This window comes from Streptomyces sp. HNM0574 (genome assembly GCF_012726235.1).
In the GTDB taxonomy this organism is placed as follows: Bacteria; Actinomycetota; Actinomycetes; order Streptomycetales; family Streptomycetaceae; genus Streptomyces.
In genome coordinates this window covers 19501-35024 of sequence record NZ_JAASAH010000024.1, presented here as the reverse complement: position 1 = coordinate 35024, position 15524 = coordinate 19501, and the positions used below count along the sequence as shown (strand labels likewise).

13 protein-coding genes are annotated in these 15524 nt (G+C 73.5%); 8 read left to right on the top strand and 5 right to left on the bottom strand.

What is annotated here, in order from left to right:
* The first annotated feature begins 43 nt into the window (after positions 1 to 43).
* The gene (locus tag HCC30_RS27220) at positions 44 to 2380 is read left to right on the top strand and encodes a hypothetical protein (protein WP_169445571.1); all 2337 of its coding nucleotides are present in this window, start codon (positions 44 to 46) and stop codon (positions 2378 to 2380) included.
* Positions 2381 to 2417: 37 nt separating this feature from the next.
* Here HCC30_RS27220 and HCC30_RS27215 read toward each other — a convergent pair whose 3' ends face one another.
* Complete coding sequence (locus HCC30_RS27215; RefSeq protein WP_169445570.1) at positions 2418 to 3758, bottom strand: ABC transporter substrate-binding protein; 1341 nt, start codon at positions 3756 to 3758, stop codon at positions 2418 to 2420.
* 123 nt (positions 3759 to 3881) lie between these two features.
* On the opposite strand from HCC30_RS27215, the gene HCC30_RS27210 reads away from it, so the two are divergent.
* On the top strand, positions 3882 to 4379 hold the full coding sequence (locus tag HCC30_RS27210; protein WP_169445569.1) for a hypothetical protein: 498 nt from the start codon (positions 3882 to 3884) through the stop codon (positions 4377 to 4379).
* 87 nt (positions 4380 to 4466) lie between these two features.
* Entirely contained in the window at positions 4467 to 5348 is an 882-nt protein-coding gene (purU, locus tag HCC30_RS27205) for a formyltetrahydrofolate deformylase (protein WP_169445568.1), read from the top strand.
* 23 nt (positions 5349 to 5371) lie between these two features.
* On the opposite strand, the gene HCC30_RS27200 is transcribed toward purU, so the two are convergent.
* Both HCC30_RS27200 and HCC30_RS27195 read right to left on the bottom strand, forming a co-directional pair.
* Entirely contained in the window at positions 5372 to 6751 is a 1380-nt protein-coding gene (locus HCC30_RS27200; protein WP_169445567.1) for a zf-HC2 domain-containing protein, read from the bottom strand.
* Complete coding sequence (locus HCC30_RS27195; RefSeq protein ID WP_169445566.1) at positions 6748 to 7323, bottom strand: sigma-70 family RNA polymerase sigma factor; 576 nt, start codon at positions 7321 to 7323, stop codon at positions 6748 to 6750. The genes HCC30_RS27200 and HCC30_RS27195 overlap by 4 nt, the downstream gene beginning before the upstream one ends.
* Positions 7324 to 7755: 432 nt before the next feature.
* Here HCC30_RS27195 and HCC30_RS27190 point away from each other — a divergent pair, with 432 nt between their 5' ends.
* Positions 7756 to 8139, top strand: coding sequence for an STAS domain-containing protein (locus HCC30_RS27190; RefSeq protein WP_346776835.1), 384 nt, complete (start codon positions 7756 to 7758; stop codon positions 8137 to 8139).
* A 26-nt stretch (positions 8140 to 8165) separates the two neighbouring features.
* Here HCC30_RS27190 and HCC30_RS27185 read toward each other — a convergent pair whose 3' ends face one another.
* Positions 8166 to 9764: an AMP-binding protein gene (locus HCC30_RS27185; RefSeq protein ID WP_169445565.1), complete on the bottom strand. Its 1599-nt coding sequence runs from the start codon at positions 9762 to 9764 to the stop codon at positions 8166 to 8168.
* Positions 9765 to 9912: 148 nt separating this feature from the next.
* Here HCC30_RS27185 and HCC30_RS27180 point away from each other — a divergent pair, with 148 nt between their 5' ends.
* The 4 genes from HCC30_RS27180 (at position 9913) to HCC30_RS27165 (ending at position 14184) form a co-directional block, all read left to right on the top strand.
* A complete protein-coding gene (locus HCC30_RS27180; RefSeq protein ID WP_169445564.1) occupies positions 9913 to 11103 on the top strand; it encodes an amidohydrolase family protein in 1191 nt (396 codons plus the stop codon).
* Positions 11103 to 12272 carry an acyl-CoA dehydrogenase family protein gene (locus tag HCC30_RS27175; RefSeq protein ID WP_169445563.1) on the top strand — a complete coding sequence of 390 codons (1170 nt, stop codon included), beginning with the start codon at positions 11103 to 11105 and terminating at the stop codon, positions 12270 to 12272. Before HCC30_RS27180 ends, HCC30_RS27175 begins: the two co-directional genes overlap by 1 nt.
* Positions 12273 to 12277: 5 nt before the next feature.
* Positions 12278 to 13243: an acyl-CoA dehydrogenase family protein gene (locus HCC30_RS27170; protein WP_169445562.1), complete on the top strand. Its 966-nt coding sequence runs from the start codon at positions 12278 to 12280 to the stop codon at positions 13241 to 13243.
* A 449-nt stretch (positions 13244 to 13692) separates the two neighbouring features.
* Positions 13693 to 14184 carry an ATP-binding protein gene (locus tag HCC30_RS27165; protein WP_346776834.1) on the top strand — a complete coding sequence of 164 codons (492 nt, stop codon included), beginning with the start codon at positions 13693 to 13695 and terminating at the stop codon, positions 14182 to 14184.
* Between the two features lie 301 nt (positions 14185 to 14485).
* Here HCC30_RS27165 and HCC30_RS27160 read toward each other — a convergent pair whose 3' ends face one another.
* Complete coding sequence (locus HCC30_RS27160) at positions 14486 to 15439, bottom strand: cyclase family protein (protein WP_169445561.1); 954 nt, start codon at positions 15437 to 15439, stop codon at positions 14486 to 14488.
* Positions 15440 to 15524: the final 85 nt, after the last annotated feature.

Sequence of the window (15524 nt, the reverse complement as noted above, 5' to 3'; positions counted from 1 at the left end):
GTGAGCCGACGGTTCCGGCAGACAGGTTGATCGAGGAGTCCCGGTGACAGCGCAGAACGGTGGTGGACAGGGCGACCAGCCCCTCTACGAGGGAGTCGTGCTGCCGTCGAACGGCGAGCCGTGGACGCCCGAGCAGCAGCGCGAAGCCGCTGACCGGTCCCAGGTACGGCCCCCGCAGGGCCAGCCCTGGGGCCAGCCCTGGGGGCCGGACTCCGAGGCCGTGGCCCAGGCCCCGGCACCCCCGCCGCAGCCGCCGCACACGCCCGCCGACCTGCCACCGGCCGACGCACCGCAGTTCGGGAGCGCACCGGCCTACGACCAGCCCGCACCCGGGTACGGCGCACCGCAGGCGTCCCCGTACGGCGCGCAGCAGCCGGGCGGGACGCCGTACGGTGCACCCCCGTCCGGCGGCTCGCCGTACGCGGCGCCGCAGCCCGGGTACCCGTCCGCACCCGGCCCGTACGACGGCCAGGGCGGCCCCGGTTACGGCGCAGCCCCCAACCCGTACAGCGCCCAGCCCGGCTACGACTACCCGCAGCAGGCCGCCGCCCAGCCCCAGCCCGGCTACGGCTACCCGCAGCAGCCAGCCGCGTCCCCCTGGCAGCAGCCCGAGGCCCAGGCCCCGCCGCAGCCCGGCCCGTACGCCCAGCCGCAGCAGCCGTACGCGGCGCCCGTGCCGCCCCAACAGCCGCCCGCGCCCCCGCAGTCGGCGCCCGGAGCGCAGCCCCAGACCGGCGGGCCCGGACCGATGCCGGCCGCACCCCCGCAGCCGGGTCCCCAGCAGCCGCACACGGGCGAACAGCCGCCTGCCCAGCCGCAGTTCACTCCCGAGCAGCCGTCGGCTCAGCAGCCCTACGCGGGCGGACAGCAGCCGTACGCGGCCGAACAGCCGCCCGCCCAGCCGCAGTTCACTCCCGAGCAGCCGCAGGCCCAGCAGCCGTACCCCGGCGAGCAGCCGTACGCCGCCGCACCGCCGTACGCCCAGCCGCAGCCGGGCCGGCAGCCGTACGCGCAGCCGCAGCAGCCTGCCGCCCAGCAGCCGCAGGCCGCGCAGCCGCAGCCCGGTGCCCAGCAGGCCGCCGGTGCTCAACACCCCGCCGCGCAGCCCGATTCCGCCCAGTCGCTGCCCGTCCCGCGGTCGGCGCCGCAGGCGATGCCGCAGCCGGAAGCCATGCCGCAGCCCGAGGCGCAGCAGCCGCAGCCCGGTGCGGACTCGGAGGCCACGCAGTACCTGCCGCCGGTGGCGGACGCGCCCGCGGGCAACGACCGGCTGCCCGAGCGGCTGACGCGTCCGCAGGCTCAGCCGATGCCGGACAGCGAGGCCACGCAGATGCTGCCGCCGCAGACCGGCGACGCGGAGGCCACCCAGATGCTGCCCCCGCAGACCGGCGACGCCGAGGCGACGCAGATGCTGCCCCCGCAGAACGGGCAGGACAACGACTCGACGCAGATGCTGCGTTCGCCGCTGCCGCCCGAGTCGGCGCGGGGCGGCCCGCAGGCCCCCGGCGCGATGCCCCCGCCCCAGCCGGCGCCGGGCGCGCAGGGCGGGGACCGTCGGCCGCCCGCCGGTTTCGAGAACCTCTTCCGCGAGGAGCCGAGCGGCCCGCCCCCGGCGGCGGGCGACGCGGGCTCCACGCAGAGCATGCCCGCCTTCGGCAGCCAGGCGCACGCCGCCGGCCCGGGCGGTCCCGGCGGCAACGGCTTCGGCAAGGGCCCGGGCGGCGGGCACGGCGGTGGCAACGGCGGCCGCGGGAACGGCCGTTCCAAGGTGTCGCCCCGGGTGCTCGTCGGCGCCGGGATCGCCGTCGTCGCCGTCGTCGGTGTGACGGCGGGGGCGCTCAGCGCGACGGGTGACGACGGGAAGAAGACCGAGACGAAGAAGTCGGCCCCGCCGAGCCCGAAGCAGTCCTCCCCGGCGCCCGACCCGGTCGAGGGCCAGGCGAAGCAGCTGGACCTGCTGCTCAACGACAGCAACAACAGCCGCGCCACGGTGATCCGTTCGGTGGAGAACATCAAGGCGTGCCAGAAGCTCGACAAGGCGGCGAGCGATCTGCGTGCCGCGGCGGAGCAGCGCAACGGCCTGGTCACCCGGCTGAACGAGCTCACCATCGACAAGGTCCCCGGCAGCGCGGAGCTGAAGACCGCGCTGGAGCGCTCCTGGAAGTCCTCGGCCTCGGCGGACGCGCACTACGCGGCCTGGGCGGACGCGGCCAAGAGCAAGAAGGTGTGCCACAAGGGCAAGGCCCGTTCCACCAAGGCCACGGCGGCGGGCAACAAGGCCAGCGGCGAGGCGACCACGGCCAAGAAGGAGGCCGCCAAGCTGTGGAACCCGACGGCCCAGAAGTACGGCCTCAAGCAGCGCCAGTTCTCCCAGCTCTGACCGGCACGTCGTGAACGGGCGCCCGCCCGCGCCCCGTTCAGGCTTCGCTCCCGCCCTCCAGGGTCCGCTCGACGTCCACGAAGCCGTCCCGTACGGCGACGAGCCTGCCCTCGCGGACCCGCTGGTAGGTGACCATCGTGTTCACGATGCGGGGGAAGTCGCGCGCGGCGAGCATGTCGTCGAACGCCCAGCTCAGCTCGGGTGTGAGCCCGCCGGTGTCGACGGGGGTCCCGTTGTCGAGTGCGCTGCGGACGGTCTTGGCGGTGACGGGGCCCTGGCCGTCGGCAGTGACGGCCTCCAGCACGTGCCGCAGCACGGTGTAGGCGACCCAGGTGGTCTGGACGCCGGAGTCGGCCGTGTCGATCCGGTTGTCGCCGAAGGCGTGCTCGCTCACCACCTTCTTCATCGGCTCCCAGCGCGGGTCGTTCGCCGCCGGGTACCAGCCCGTCGCGTACGCGCCCTCCAGCGGGCTGTCGGTGCCGCCCGAGCGGTCCACCAGGGACTGCTCCACGCTGCCCAGCACGGAGGCGGTGCGCACCTGCGGGTTGTCGTGCTGGAGCCGCCGGAAGGAGTCGAAGAAGGTGCCCGTGCGGCCGCCGAGCATCGCGGTCACGCAGGCGCCCTCGGCCTTGCCCCCGTACGCGGCGACGCCGTACCGCTCGCTGTCCGCACCGGCCTCCCGCAGGGCCGTGCGCGCGTGCTCGGTGTAGTCGGAGGCGCCCTCCGGGGCGCGGACGTCGGCGGCGGGCCGCACGTCGCCGTCCGCGAGGCCGGAGTTGAGCAGCGAGGGCATCTGGTCGCCCGCGATGGTGTCGGGCCGCACCAGCGAGACGCGCGCGCAGTGCCCGGCCGCCAGCTGCCTGCCGTTGCCCGCGACGAGCGCGGGGATGCCGCCGTGCACCGGGTAGGACAGCGGGCTGGTGAACTCCTCGTCGGCGATGCCGTACCCGCCGATGTAGGGGATTCCGGAGCTCTCCAGCGAGGACATGAAAGACCTGCCGTGCTGGCTGTAGGAGCCGACGACGGCGACCGCGCCCTCGTCCTCGGCGCGGGAGGCGCAACGTGCCGCGTGCACCGTCTCGTTGTGGTCGTTGCAGGTGACGACCCGCAGCGGATGGCCGTTGATGCCGCCCTCCGCGTTGACCCAGCGCGCGTACGCCTGCGCCATCGCCGGCATGCCGGGCATGTTCGTCGCCTGGGTGTCCTGCGGTGCCCAGGTCATCACCGTGATCGGCTCGTCGGCTTCCGCGGTGCCGCCGCCGAGCGTGCCGCAGCCGCTCAGGAGCGTGGCGGAGGCCGCCGTCACGGCGACGGCCCGGGTGGCGCGGCGGAACGTACGGGGGCGGCCGGGGCGGCCGGTGCGACGCCGTGCAGTCATGTGCCCGGACGATGCCGCGTGACCCGTAACTCGTCAGTGATACCCGGTCAACGGGAGGTGACGTCAGCGTGAACACCGGGGGTCCGGCCCCGCGTGCCCGAGGGGAACGTAGGGTCGGTGCCTATGCAGCAAGGTTCCGTGAAGTCTTCCCGTCGCGGCCGTCGGTCCACCACCATGGACGGCATGCCCGTCACTGACATGCCCTGGTGGCGCTGGCGCGCCAACGTGCGCTCGGCGCTGCACATGCTCTCCGACCCGGTGTTCCATCAGGACTGCTGGGCGGCCGGCGCGCAAGGTTATGGAGACGTCACCGACGCCGTCTACCGCCTGGTCGAGGACACCTGGCTCGACAACTGGTCGGCGGACCGGTACGTCGGCACGATCTTCCGCGACGCGCAGGAGGCGTCCCTCGTCGACGCCGCCGTGCTCCGCACCCTGCGGATCATGCACCAGGTCGGCGCCGACGCCCCGGTCGCCTCCTACATGGAGAACGCGGGCTGGCCGGACGCCGTGCACGCGGCGCGCGAGGCGCACGTCCTGATGGCCGCGAACGACGGGGACGACCCGGACGAACGCCCCCGGTCCCTCGACGCCCTGGAGCTCGCGCTGCGCGCCGTGTGACGCGCGCAACCCCGGCTCCGCTCCGCGCGCAGCCGCTGGTGAGAGCTGTGCGCGGAGCACCGGCGCGGATGTGCCAACCTTGACGTCATGAGCCAGTCGCACCCCGATCAGCCGGCCAGCCCGGAACAGTACGTCCTCACGCTCTCGTGCCCGGATCAGAAGGGCATCGTGCACGCCGTGTCGAGTTATCTCTTCATGACCGGCTGCAACATCGAGGACAGCCAGCAGTTCGGGGACCGCGACACGGGACTGTTCTTCCTGCGGGTCCACTTCTCCGCCGAGGAGTCGGTCACCGTCGAGAAGCTGCGGGCCAGCTTCTCCGCCGTCGGCACCTCCTTCCAGATGGACTGGGCGATCCACCGCGCGGACGAGAAGATGCGCGTGGTGCTGATGGTCAGCAAGTTCGGGCACTGCCTCAACGACCTGCTGTTCCGCGCCCGGATCGGTGCCCTGCCGGTGGAGATCGCCGCCGTCGTCTCCAACCACCCGGACTTCTCCGAGCTGGCCGAGTCCTACGGCGTCCCCTTCCACCACATCCCTGTGACGAAGGACACCAAGGAGGAGGCGGAGGCGCGGCTGCTGCGCCTCGTCGAGGAGGAAGAGGTCGAACTCGTCGTCCTCGCCCGCTACATGCAGGTGCTCTCCGACAACCTTTGCAAGCAGCTCTCCGGCCGGATCATCAACATCCACCACTCCTTCCTGCCGAGCTTCAAGGGCGCCAAGCCCTACCACCAGGCGCACGCCCGCGGTGTGAAGCTCATCGGCGCGACGGCGCACTACGTGACGGCCGACCTCGACGAGGGCCCGATCATCGAGCAGGAGGTCGAGCGCGTCGGCCACCGGGTCTCCCCGGACCAGCTGGTCGCCATCGGCCGGGACGTCGAGTGCCAGGCCCTCGCCCGCGCCGTGAAGTGGCACAGCGAGCGCCGCGTCCTGCTGAACGGCACCCGCACCGTCGTCTTCACCTGAGCGGCCCGGCGCCTGTCCCGGCCTCAGAGCCGGGACAGGGAAGCGGCCGCGAACAGCACGTCGTGGACGGCGTCCCGGTCGCCGTCCAGTCCGGCGGCCGCCTCGGCGGGCGGGATGTGGCCCGCGGCGAGCTGGCAGAACTCCACGCCGTCCAGGGCCACGTGCGCGACCTCGTTCTCGCGTGACGGCTCGGCGCCGGGCGAGTCCAGCGGGATGTACCAGTCGCCGCCGCCCGTGCCCTCGATCTCCAGGTGGAGCGTGCGTCCCGGGGCGCCCGCCGTGGTGAGCCGCGGCGCGGAGGTGGCCAGTCCGGCCCGTTGCCGCCCGGCGAGGGCGTCGGGCAGCATCCGCGCCGCGTAGTCGAGCATGCGGTGCAGATGCTCACCGGCCGGCGGGCCGTACGGATAGTCGACGGCCTCGGCGATGTCGCCCGCGTGCACCCAGGTCTCGAAGGCGCGCTCCACCAGGGCGTCGGCGACCGGCAGCGTGAACGCGCCGTAGTCGACGTCCCGTTCGTGCACGTCCTCCGCCGTGAAGGAGGCGGAGCGCACCATGGTGCGGCTCTGCTCGCGCCACGGGTTGCGGGCGCGCAGCGGCCGCAGCAGCGGGTTCTCCGGCTTCCACAGCACCTCCGTCCGCTCCACCGGACCGGACGGGCCGCCGCCCGGAGGCGCGGGCAGTCCGGTGGAGGAGGCGGACACCAGCGGGTCGGAGAGCCCCAGCGCCCTGGCCACCAGGCCGTCCACGGCGAGCAGATGGGCGATCACGCCGGCGACGGTGGTGTCCCGCGCGGTGTGCGCGGTGCCGTCGAACCAGCGCAGCCGCACCGGCGCCGTCCACTCGTCGGCCGCCATGTCCCGCAGCAGCGCGTCCAGTCGCGCCGTCTCCGCCTCGTACGGCGCGGCCCACGGCGGCACCGGGACGCGTGCCGGGCGGCGGCCGAGGCAGCCCTCCAGCACGTGGGAGCGGAGCCCGGGGTCGAGGTCCAGGCTGTCCTCGGGGTGCAGCAGTCCGACGGCGGCACGGAGCCGCGACGCCTCCTCGGCGCAGCCGGGGCACCCGGTGATGTGGTCCTGGACGGCCCGCTCCTCCTCGGGCGAGCAGGCGGCCAACGCCCAGGCGCCCAGCAGGGACTTGAGCACCCGGTGCTCGTACCCGGGCCGCTCCTCCCGCGCCCCGCTCACGGGCTCGCTCCGCACCGGCTGCTCCGGTGCCGGTTCACGCTGCACCGGCTCGCGCTGCGGCGGTACGGCGGGCGGTGCCACCGCGTCGTCCGCGGCGGACCGTGGCGGCGGTATACGCGGCGGCTGCGCCTCGCTCCGGCCGGGAGCGCCGTCGCCGGGGACGCCGTTCGCGCCGCCGGGGCCCTGCCCCTCCGGTCCCTTCCCCCGATCGCCGGTCATCGCACGGGTCCGAGTCCGCGCGGCCGGTGCGGCGCGGGGCGCGTCATGGCGGAGGAGAGCAACTGCAGCCCGAGACGCAGGCGTCGGCGCGCCTCGTCCTCCGTCACGCCGAGTTTGGTGGCGGTCTGGCGGTAGTCGTGGCGCTGGAAGTACGCGAGTTCGAGGGCGGCGCGGAGCGATGCGGGCATGGAGGTCACGATGTAGTCCGCGCGGGCCGCTGTCGATGCCGCCCGGACCTTTTCCTCGATCTGTTCGAGCGCTTCCGCTGACTGCGAACCGTCCTCCCGGTGTTCCCTGCGCAGCCGTGCGGTCGCCCGCCGCTGGGTGATGCCGGCGATCCAGGAGCGCATCGAGCCCTCCTTGGGGTCGTACGCCTCCGGGTTCTCCCATACGTGGGTGAAGACTTCACGCGTGATGACGTCGGCGGCGTCCTCGTCCCCGAGGACCCGGTTCGCGAGGCTGTGCACGAGGGAGGCGAACCTGTCGTACAGCTCGCCGAGGGCCGCGGCCTCGCCACGGGCCAGGCGCTGCTGCATCTTCCGGTCCCAGCGAGGTGGTGTGTCATTCGCCATCTGGCTCCCAGTCCCTGCACATACGTCCCGCACCGTCACACGCGTCGTCCGTCGAATGTAGTGCGAAGGAGGGGTGGCGCACGCCCCTTTACCGCGAAGTGCGCCCCTTCGGTAGCGCAGGGCGGAAAGCCGAATCGGTCGCGCAGGGTGGTCAGTTGGTCACACACGGGTCATCGCGGAGTGGTGCCGCGCACGGTCGCCGTGCGTGCACCTGTCCCGAGGGGCAGAATGCGCAGGAGTTATGGGGGCGTGACCGGCACTATGGGGGAAATCCGACCGGCTACCACATAGGCTCGTCGGCGGAGCCGGTTCGCTCCGGGTTCGCCCCGGGTCAGTTTTGACCGTGAGTGGCAGGGCAGCCGAGGCAGGAAGGATCTCTTCCGCCGGAAGGGTCGCCATGCGCACCGAAGTGAGGGAAGGGGATGCGAGGACGTGTCGTTGAAGGTGTGGGATGAAGTGCGGGGGGAGTGGGCCGTCCTCCGGGTCTCCGGTGAGATGGACCTGGTCACCTCTCCCGCGGTACGCCAGCACGTCCACGACGCGGTCGCCGAGGGGCGCCGCAGTCTGGTCCTGGACCTCTCGGAGGTGTTGTTCTGCGATTCCAGCGGCGTCGGCGTGCTGATCGCCTCGCGCCGCCTGATGCGCTCCTGCGCGGGCGAGCTGCGCCTCATCCTGCCCGCACGCGGCGCCGAGGACGGCTCGCACGTCAACCGCGTGCTCGCCGCGCTGGGCGTCCGCCGCCTCTTCGACTGCTATCCCGATCTCGACGCGGCCACCCAGCAGGCCGCCCCCGCGGCGGGCCCGCTCTCCGCCTGAGCCTCCGCGGCCGCCGAGCGTTCCGGTCATGGGGACCGTGGTGAGAAACGCTCCCGCAGTTCGTGCTTGAGCACTTTCCGCAGCGTGTCGTTGCGCGGCAGCTCCGCGACGATCTCCAGCTGTTCGGGCAGCTTGTGCGCTGCCACTCCCCGCTCCCGCAGGTACGCGACGGCGCCCGTCAGCGTGAGCGCCCCCGTCGCGCGCTCCGTGCCCCGCGCGGTGTGCGGCGGTTCCACCACCGCGCACACCCGCTCGCCCCGCTCCCCGTCCGGCAGCCCGATCACCGCCACGTCGCCGACGGCCGGGTGGGTGTGCAGCAGCAGCTCGATCTCCTGCGCCGAGATGTTCTCCCCCTTGCGGATGATCACGTCCTTGATACGGCCGGTGAGGACGAGCTCCCCGTCCGTGGTCAGCCGCCCGCGGTCCCCGGTGCGCAGCCACCCCTCGGCGTCGAACGCCTCCGCGTCGTCCTCGGCCCGCAGGTAGCCGCGGCACACCGCCGCGCCCCGCAGCCGCACCTCGCCGTCCGCGCCCGGCGGCAGGCGGACGCCGCGTCCGTCGGTGACCCGGATCTCCATCCCGGGCGGCGGGCGGCCCTCCGTCCGGGGCGTGCCGGGGCCCGGCCCCCGCGGGTCGCTCATGGTGACCATCGGTGCCTCGGTCATCGCGTAGCCGTGCGCGAGGGCGCAGCCCAGTTCGCCGACGACGGCCTCGTGCAGCTCGTCGGGGAGCGGTGCCCCGCCGCCGGCCAGCAGCCGCAGTGACGGCAGGAGCCTGCCGCCGGGCCGTTTGCGCTGCTCGGCGAGGAACATCCGGTAGAACGCGGTCGAGCCGCCGGCCGTGGTCACCCCGAGCCGCCGCAGCGCCGCCAGGTCGCCGGGGAGCGCGAACTTCTCGAAGAGGACGGCGGGGAAGCCGCGGAGCAGCAGCATCACGAGATAGTCGGCGCCGCCGATGTGCGCGTACGGGAAGGCGATCGAGCCCACGTCGTCCGCGGTGAGCCGCAGCGCGCGCAGCAGCGCGCCGCCGCCCGCGAGGAGGCTGCGGTCGGTGTGGAGCACCCCGCGCGGTTCGGCGGTGGTGCCCGAGGTCCAGTAGATCCAGCGCACGGCGTCCGGGTCGGTGGGCGGCGGGGGCAGCCGGGCCGGGTCGCCGTCCGGCAGGGAGGCGTCGTCCAGCAGCAGCGGGGTGCGGCGGAGGCCGGGCAGCAGCCGCCGGGCCATCTCCGCGTGGTCGAACCCCCGCCACACGCCGGGGTGGACGAAGCACGCGGCGTCCGTCCGCCGCAGCGCGAGGCCGACGTCCCGGTCGCGGCAGGTGGGGATGAGCGGCGACTGCACGGCGCCGAGGCGCGCGAGCGCGAGCGAGAGGGCGACCGTGCCGGTGCGCGTGGGCAGTTGCCACACGACGGTGTCGCCGGGGCGCACTCCGCGCTCGTGCAGTCCGGCGGCGATGCGCAGCGCCAGGTCGTGGAGCGCGGCGAAGCCGGTGCGCCGGTCGGCGGCCGGGGTGCCGCCCGCCTGGACGAGCGCGGTCGCCCCGGGGGTGCGGCGCACCCTGCGGCACAGCAGCTCCCAGAGCGTGCCGTCGTGGTGCGGGAGCTCGCTGTGCGCGGTGTCTCTCATGTGGCCTCCGCACCCGGACGCGTCCGACTCGCCCTGACGAAGCGTCAGTTCGAGCGGGAAGCGTAGGGCGCGACGCCTTGTCGGTCCAGAGGTGCCGGGTCTAGCCTTTTTCTGACGGGGCATCAGATACGGCTGAGGGGACACTCCGGTGACGGAACTGCCGCGCATCATCAGCGTCGACGACCATGTGATCGAGCCCGCGCACCTCTTCGAGACCTGGCTGCCGCACAAGTACCGCGACCGCGGCCCGAAGCCGCTCACCACCGGCATCGGCGAGCTCGAGTACGTCGGCGGCAAGTACCGCATCTCCATGGACCCCGACGGGCCACTGGCCGACTGGTGGATCTACGAGGACCTCAAGTTCCCGTACAAGCGCAACATCGCCGCCGTCGGCTTCGACCGCGACGACATGACGCTGGAGGGCATCACCCGCGAGGAGATGCGGCGCGGGTGCTGGGACCCCAAGGAGCGCCTGCGGGACATGGACCTCAACCACGTGGAGGCGTCCCTGTGCTTCCCCACCTTCCCGCGCTTCTGCGGACAGACCTTCGCCGAGGCGCACGACAAGGAGGTCGCACTCGCCTGCGTCCGCGCCTACAACGACTGGATGGTGGAGGAATGGTGCGGTGACAGCGGCGGCCGGCTGATCCCGCTGTGCATCATCCCGCTGTGGGACATCGACCTGGCCGTCGCCGAGATCCGGCGGAACGCCGCACGCGGCGTCCGCGCGGTGACGTTCAGCGAGATCCCCACCCACCTGGGGCTCCCCAGCATCCACACCGGCTACTGGGACCCGTTCTTCGCCGTGTGCGAGGAGACCGGGACGGTCGTCAACATGCACATCGGGTCCTCGTCCCAGATGCCCGCCGCGTCCCCGGACGCACCGCCCGCCGTCCAGGCGTCGCTGTCCTTCAACAACGCGATGGCCTCCATGATGGACTTCCTCTTCAGCGGCGTCCTGGTCAAGTTCCCCCGGCTGAAACTGGCCTACAGCGAGGGCCAGATGGGCTGGATCCCGTACGCGCTGGAGCGCGCGGACGACGTGTGGGAGGAGCACCGCGCCTGGGGCGGCGTCCGCGACCTCGTCCCCGAACCGCCCTCCAGCTACTACTACCGGCAGATCTTCTGCTGCTTCTTCCGCGACAAGCACGGCGTCAGCGCGCTGGACGCGGTGGGACGCGACAACGCCACCTTCGAGACCGACTACCCGCACGTCGACTCCACCTTCCCGCACACCAAGGACGTCGCCCTGGAGCACGTCCAGGGGCTCGACGACGAGACCGTGCACAAGCTGATGCGGGGCAACGCCATCCGGATGCTCGGACTGGACCTCGTCTGATGGACCTCTCCGGCACCGCAGAGGAGGACGCGTTCCGCCACGGACTGCGCGCCTGGCTGAGCGAGACCCTGCCGAAGCTGCCGCCCCGCCCCGACCCGCTCGACTGGCCGGGGCGCCGGGCCTACGACCTCGGCTGGCAGCGCGCGCTGTACGACGCGGGCTACGCCGGGCTGCACTGGCCCGCCGACGCGGGCGGCGGCGGCGCCACCCCCACCCAGCACCTGATCTTCCTGGAGGAGACCGAACGGGCCGGCGCCCCCTACGTCGGCGCCAACTTCGTCGGCCTGCTGCACGCGGGACCCACCATCGCCGCCGAGGGGACCGCGGAGCAGCGCCGCCGCTGGCTCCCTCCCGTGCTGCGCGGCGAGGAGGTGTGGTGCCAGGGCTTCAGCGAACCGGAGGCCGGCTCCGACCTCGCCGCGCTCCGCACCCGCGCGGTACGGGACGGCGACGCGTACGTGGTCACCGGGACGAAGATCTGGACCTCGCACGCCGAGGTCGCCGACTGGTGCGAACTGCTCGTCCGCACCGACCCGGACGCGCCCCGGCACCGGGGGATCAGCTGGCTCGCCATGCCGATGGACGCGCCGGGCGTCACCGTGCGGCCGCTGCGCACGCTGGCCGGCTCCACCGAGTTCGCCGAGGTCTTCCTCGACGAGGTGCGCGTCCCCGTCGCCAACCGGGTGGGGGCGGAGAACGACGGCTGGCGCGTCACCATGGTGACCCTCTCCTTCGAGCGGGGCACCGCCTTCGTCGGCGAGGTCGTCGCCTGCCGGCGCGTCCTGGGCGAACTCGCCCGCACCGCACGGGCCAACGGCACCTGGGACGACGCCGTGCTCCGCCGCCGCCTCGGGCGGCTGAACGCCGAGTTCACCGCACTGTGGCGGCTCACCCAGTGGAACGTCGGCCAGGCCGAGGGCGACCTGGCCGCGGGCGGCACCGGCGTCCCCGGCGTCGGCGGCTCCGTCTTCAAGCTCCGCTACTCGCACGCCCGGCAGGAACTCTTCGACACCGCCGCCGACGTGCTCGGCCCCGGCGCGCTGGACACCGGCGAGGAATGGACGGCCGACCGGCTCTCGTCGCTGTCGTACACCATCGCCGCCGGGACGTCCCAGATCCAGCGGAACATCGTCGCCGAGCGGGTGCTCGGCCTGCCGAAGGGACGGTGAGAGCCGTGGACTTCCGGCTCACCGACGAGCAGACCGCGCTCCGCGACGGCATGCGCGCCCTCCTGGAGGGCCGCTTCGGCCGCGAGGGACTCCGCCGCGCCGCCGACGGCACCGGCCCGCCGTGGGACGCCCCGCTCTGGAAGGAGCTGGCGGAGGCCGGGCTGTTCGCCCTGCGCCTCCCGGAGGAGGAGGGCGGGGTGGGGCTCGGCCTGCCCGAGGCGGCCCTCCTCTTCGAGGAGGCCGGACGCGCCCTCGTCCCCGGCCCGTTGGTGGCCACCCACCTCGCGGCCGGCCTCGTCCCCGGCGCGGCCGAGGGCACCTGCGTCGTCACGGAGGCCGGCTTCCCGCCGGGGGAGCGCACGGCCCTGGTCGCCCATCTCCCCGCCGCGCACCGGCTCCTGCGCCTCGACGACGAGGACGGCGCGGGCACGGTACGGGCGCCGCACACCACCGGCGTCGCCGCCGGGCCGCTGCGCTCCGTCGACCCGGCCACACCGCTGCACCGGGTGGACGCGGACGCCGTGGCGGACGGCCCGGTGCTCGACGGGGCGGACGCGCGGCGGCTGCGCCGCGAGGCCGCGGTGCTGACCGCCGCACAGCAACTCGGCAGCGCGGGACGGACGGTGGAGACGGCCGTGGAACACGCGCGCCACCGGGAGCAGTTCGGCTCCCCCGTGGGCGCCTTCCAGGCGGTCAAGCACCTGTGCGCGGAGATGCTCGTCCGGCTGGAGACGGCCCGCGCCGCGGTGTACGCGGCAGCGGTGACCGGCACGGAGAGTGACTGCGCCACCGCGAAGTTGCTGGCCGACGAGGCAGCGGTGCGTAATGCGCGGGACTGTCTCCAGGTGCACGGCGGCATGGGGTTCACCTGGGAGGCGGACGTCCATCTCCATCTGAAGCGGGCGTGGGTGCTGGAGCGCGTCCCGCCCGCGCGCGAGGAGCTGGAGGAGCGGCTGGCGGCGGCGCTGTGAGCCGGTCCGGAACTGTCGCGTACTGCCTACGCGGGGTGACCACTTGGGAGTCGGCCCGGAGGCCCGTACGTCTGCGGTGAACAGCGCCGTTGTGCCCTGATCCGTGGGCCGATCCGCCCTTGCGTCATCACGCAGGGTCGATATCGGGTTGTGTCCCGGATGTGACTCAGGTCGCCGGAGTGAGATGAATCCGCTCGGGTACGCTCCTGTGGGTGCGAGTGGTACCCGGGCGTGACAAACGCGGCTCCCGAGCCTGATGCGACGTCCGTACCTGCCCGCCGAGCGGCGGTCGCACAGTATGCAGTACGTCTACTCCTTTGCGTCGGAATATGCCTGAAGCGCTTGTTGTCGTGACTATGCGTCAACCATGCTGTTCCGCGTCGGGATCACAGTCCGTGATCTCGTCACGACGCGAGGCGATGTGTCTGCCAGTTCGGACGGTGTGAGCAGTGCAGGTACTTCAGGTGCAGATGGAGATCGGGACCGACCCCATGGAGGTTGGCCGCGCCAGGCGTTGGGCCCGGTCGAGGCTCGCCGGGTCCGGGGTCGGCGACGACGAACAGCTGACGGAAACGTTGATTCTGCTGATCTCGGAGCTCGTCACCAACGCGGTCCTGCACACGGGCTGCCCGGCGGTGCTGCGGATGCGGCTGCCGGAGCGGCACGCTCCGGGGGCCGTGCGGGTCGAGGTCGCGGACGCCAGTCACCGCCCGCCGCGCCAGCGGCGCGCGGACGGCGAGGACACCAACGGCCGGGGGCTGGAGCTCGTCTCCGGACTGGCCGACCGCTGGGGCTGGCAGCGCGAGGGCACCGGCAAGAGCATCTGGTGCGAACTCGACCGCGCGGCGCCGCCCGTCGCGAGAGCGGGCCGTCACGGTGAGTCGTTCACGGAGGCACGCGGCGGCAAGCTGGCCATGGGAGCCGTCGGCGCTCTCGGCTGACCCCCCGCGGAGGGCTCGGGCGCGTGCGGTGCGCGCGAGGCGCGCGGCGGAGACGCACACCACAGCCGCACACCTCCCTAAGTCCAGACCAGGTGTTGACGTCTCGTGTCTGGGTGATCACCCTTGGGTGGGGCGATTCGCTGTGAGGGGACGTCGAGGGCCGTGAGGCGCCTCGGCGAGTGCGGATCGTCGTCCGGTGTCAGCCTCCGTGCGAGGCAGGGCCTGAGCACCGGAGCCGGGTGGCGGTCGCCGTGCCGTGCTCGGGGTGCGCATGAGCGCACCGCCACCCGACTGGGGCCGCTCAGAGCACGGCCACCGGGGCCACGGGCGCTCCCGCCCCTCCGGTGAACGGCTCGGGCGTGGCCGACAGCAGGAACGTCCAGCGCTCCTCCTCGGCGCAGGCGGCGGACAGTTCCTCCAGATTCCAGTTCTGACCCTGGAGCATCCCCATCTCGACGAGATGGAGGGCGTGCACGGGCAGCCACAGGTTGTCGATCTCCGGCGGGAAGACCTCGAAGGTGAGGGTGTCGTTCGCGACGGCGGCGACGTCCCGCGCGTGGAACCACTCCGGCGTCCGGATCGACAGTCCGGGCGAGGGGTGCGCGTAGCGCTCCCGGTCGCCGCCGAGGTAGTGCCGCACCTGGCCCGTCCGCACGAGCACGATGTCGCCCGCGCGGACCCGGGTGCCCGCCAACTCCTCGGCCGCCTCCAGGTCTTCGGGCGTCACCGCGTGCCCGCCGGGCAGGGCCTCGGTGTCCTCGTCCGCCGTCCCGTTCCGCAGCTGGTGGACGCGGGCCACGTCGAGCAGGACGCCGCGGGAGACCACGTGGGTGGCCTTCTCGATGCCGCTGAAGGCGGCGCCGCCGTGTGCGGTGACGGTGTCGGCGGGGCGGCCGTTGTAGAGCCTGCCCGAGTGGGAGACGTGGGTGAGGCCGTCCCAGTGGGTGCCGGCCTGGAGGCCCATCGTCACCGCGTCGTCGCTGGTGGCGACGGTGCCGGGGCCGAACAGCTCCAGGTTGAGGGCGACCATCGTGCGCAGCGGGTTGACGCGTCCGGGGATCATCCCGGTCTGCACCCCGTCGTGGCGCAGCGGCAGGGCCAGGGGGACGCGGCGGCCGGTGCGCACGCCCGCGGCGGCGTCCCGCACCACCGCGTCGGTGATCAGGTTGAGGGTGCCCCTCTCGTCGTCCGGGCCCCAGCGTCCCCAGTTGTTGACGCGTTCGGCGAGCTTCTGGAACTCCGCTGGCAGGGTCATCCGGGTCTCCTCGCGGTGGGCGTACGGACTGTGCGGGGGTACGGGGCGCGGGGGCGGGCGGTTCGGCGGACGGAATGGCGTACGG

What these genes read in the sequence shown, in the direction of transcription:
- HCC30_RS27215 (WP_169445570.1), bottom strand. Translation starts at nt 3,758, where the DNA reads ATGACTGCACGGCGTCGCACCGGCCGCCCCGGCCGCCCCCGTACGTTC.
- HCC30_RS27210 (WP_169445569.1), top strand. Translation starts at nt 3,882, where the DNA reads ATGCAGCAAGGTTCCGTGAAGTCTTCCCGTCGCGGCCGTCGGTCCACC.
- purU (WP_169445568.1), top strand. Translation starts at nt 4,467, where the DNA reads ATGAGCCAGTCGCACCCCGATCAGCCGGCCAGCCCGGAACAGTACGTC.
- HCC30_RS27200 (WP_169445567.1), bottom strand. Translation starts at nt 6,751, where the DNA reads ATGACCGGCGATCGGGGGAAGGGACCGGAGGGGCAGGGCCCCGGCGGC.
- HCC30_RS27195 (WP_169445566.1), bottom strand. Translation starts at nt 7,323, where the DNA reads ATGGCGAATGACACACCACCTCGCTGGGACCGGAAGATGCAGCAGCGC.
- HCC30_RS27185 (WP_169445565.1), bottom strand. Translation starts at nt 9,764, where the DNA reads ATGAGAGACACCGCGCACAGCGAGCTCCCGCACCACGACGGCACGCTC.
- HCC30_RS27175 (WP_169445563.1), top strand. Translation starts at nt 11,103, where the DNA reads ATGGACCTCTCCGGCACCGCAGAGGAGGACGCGTTCCGCCACGGACTG.
- HCC30_RS27160 (WP_169445561.1), bottom strand. Translation starts at nt 15,439, where the DNA reads ATGACCCTGCCAGCGGAGTTCCAGAAGCTCGCCGAACGCGTCAACAAC.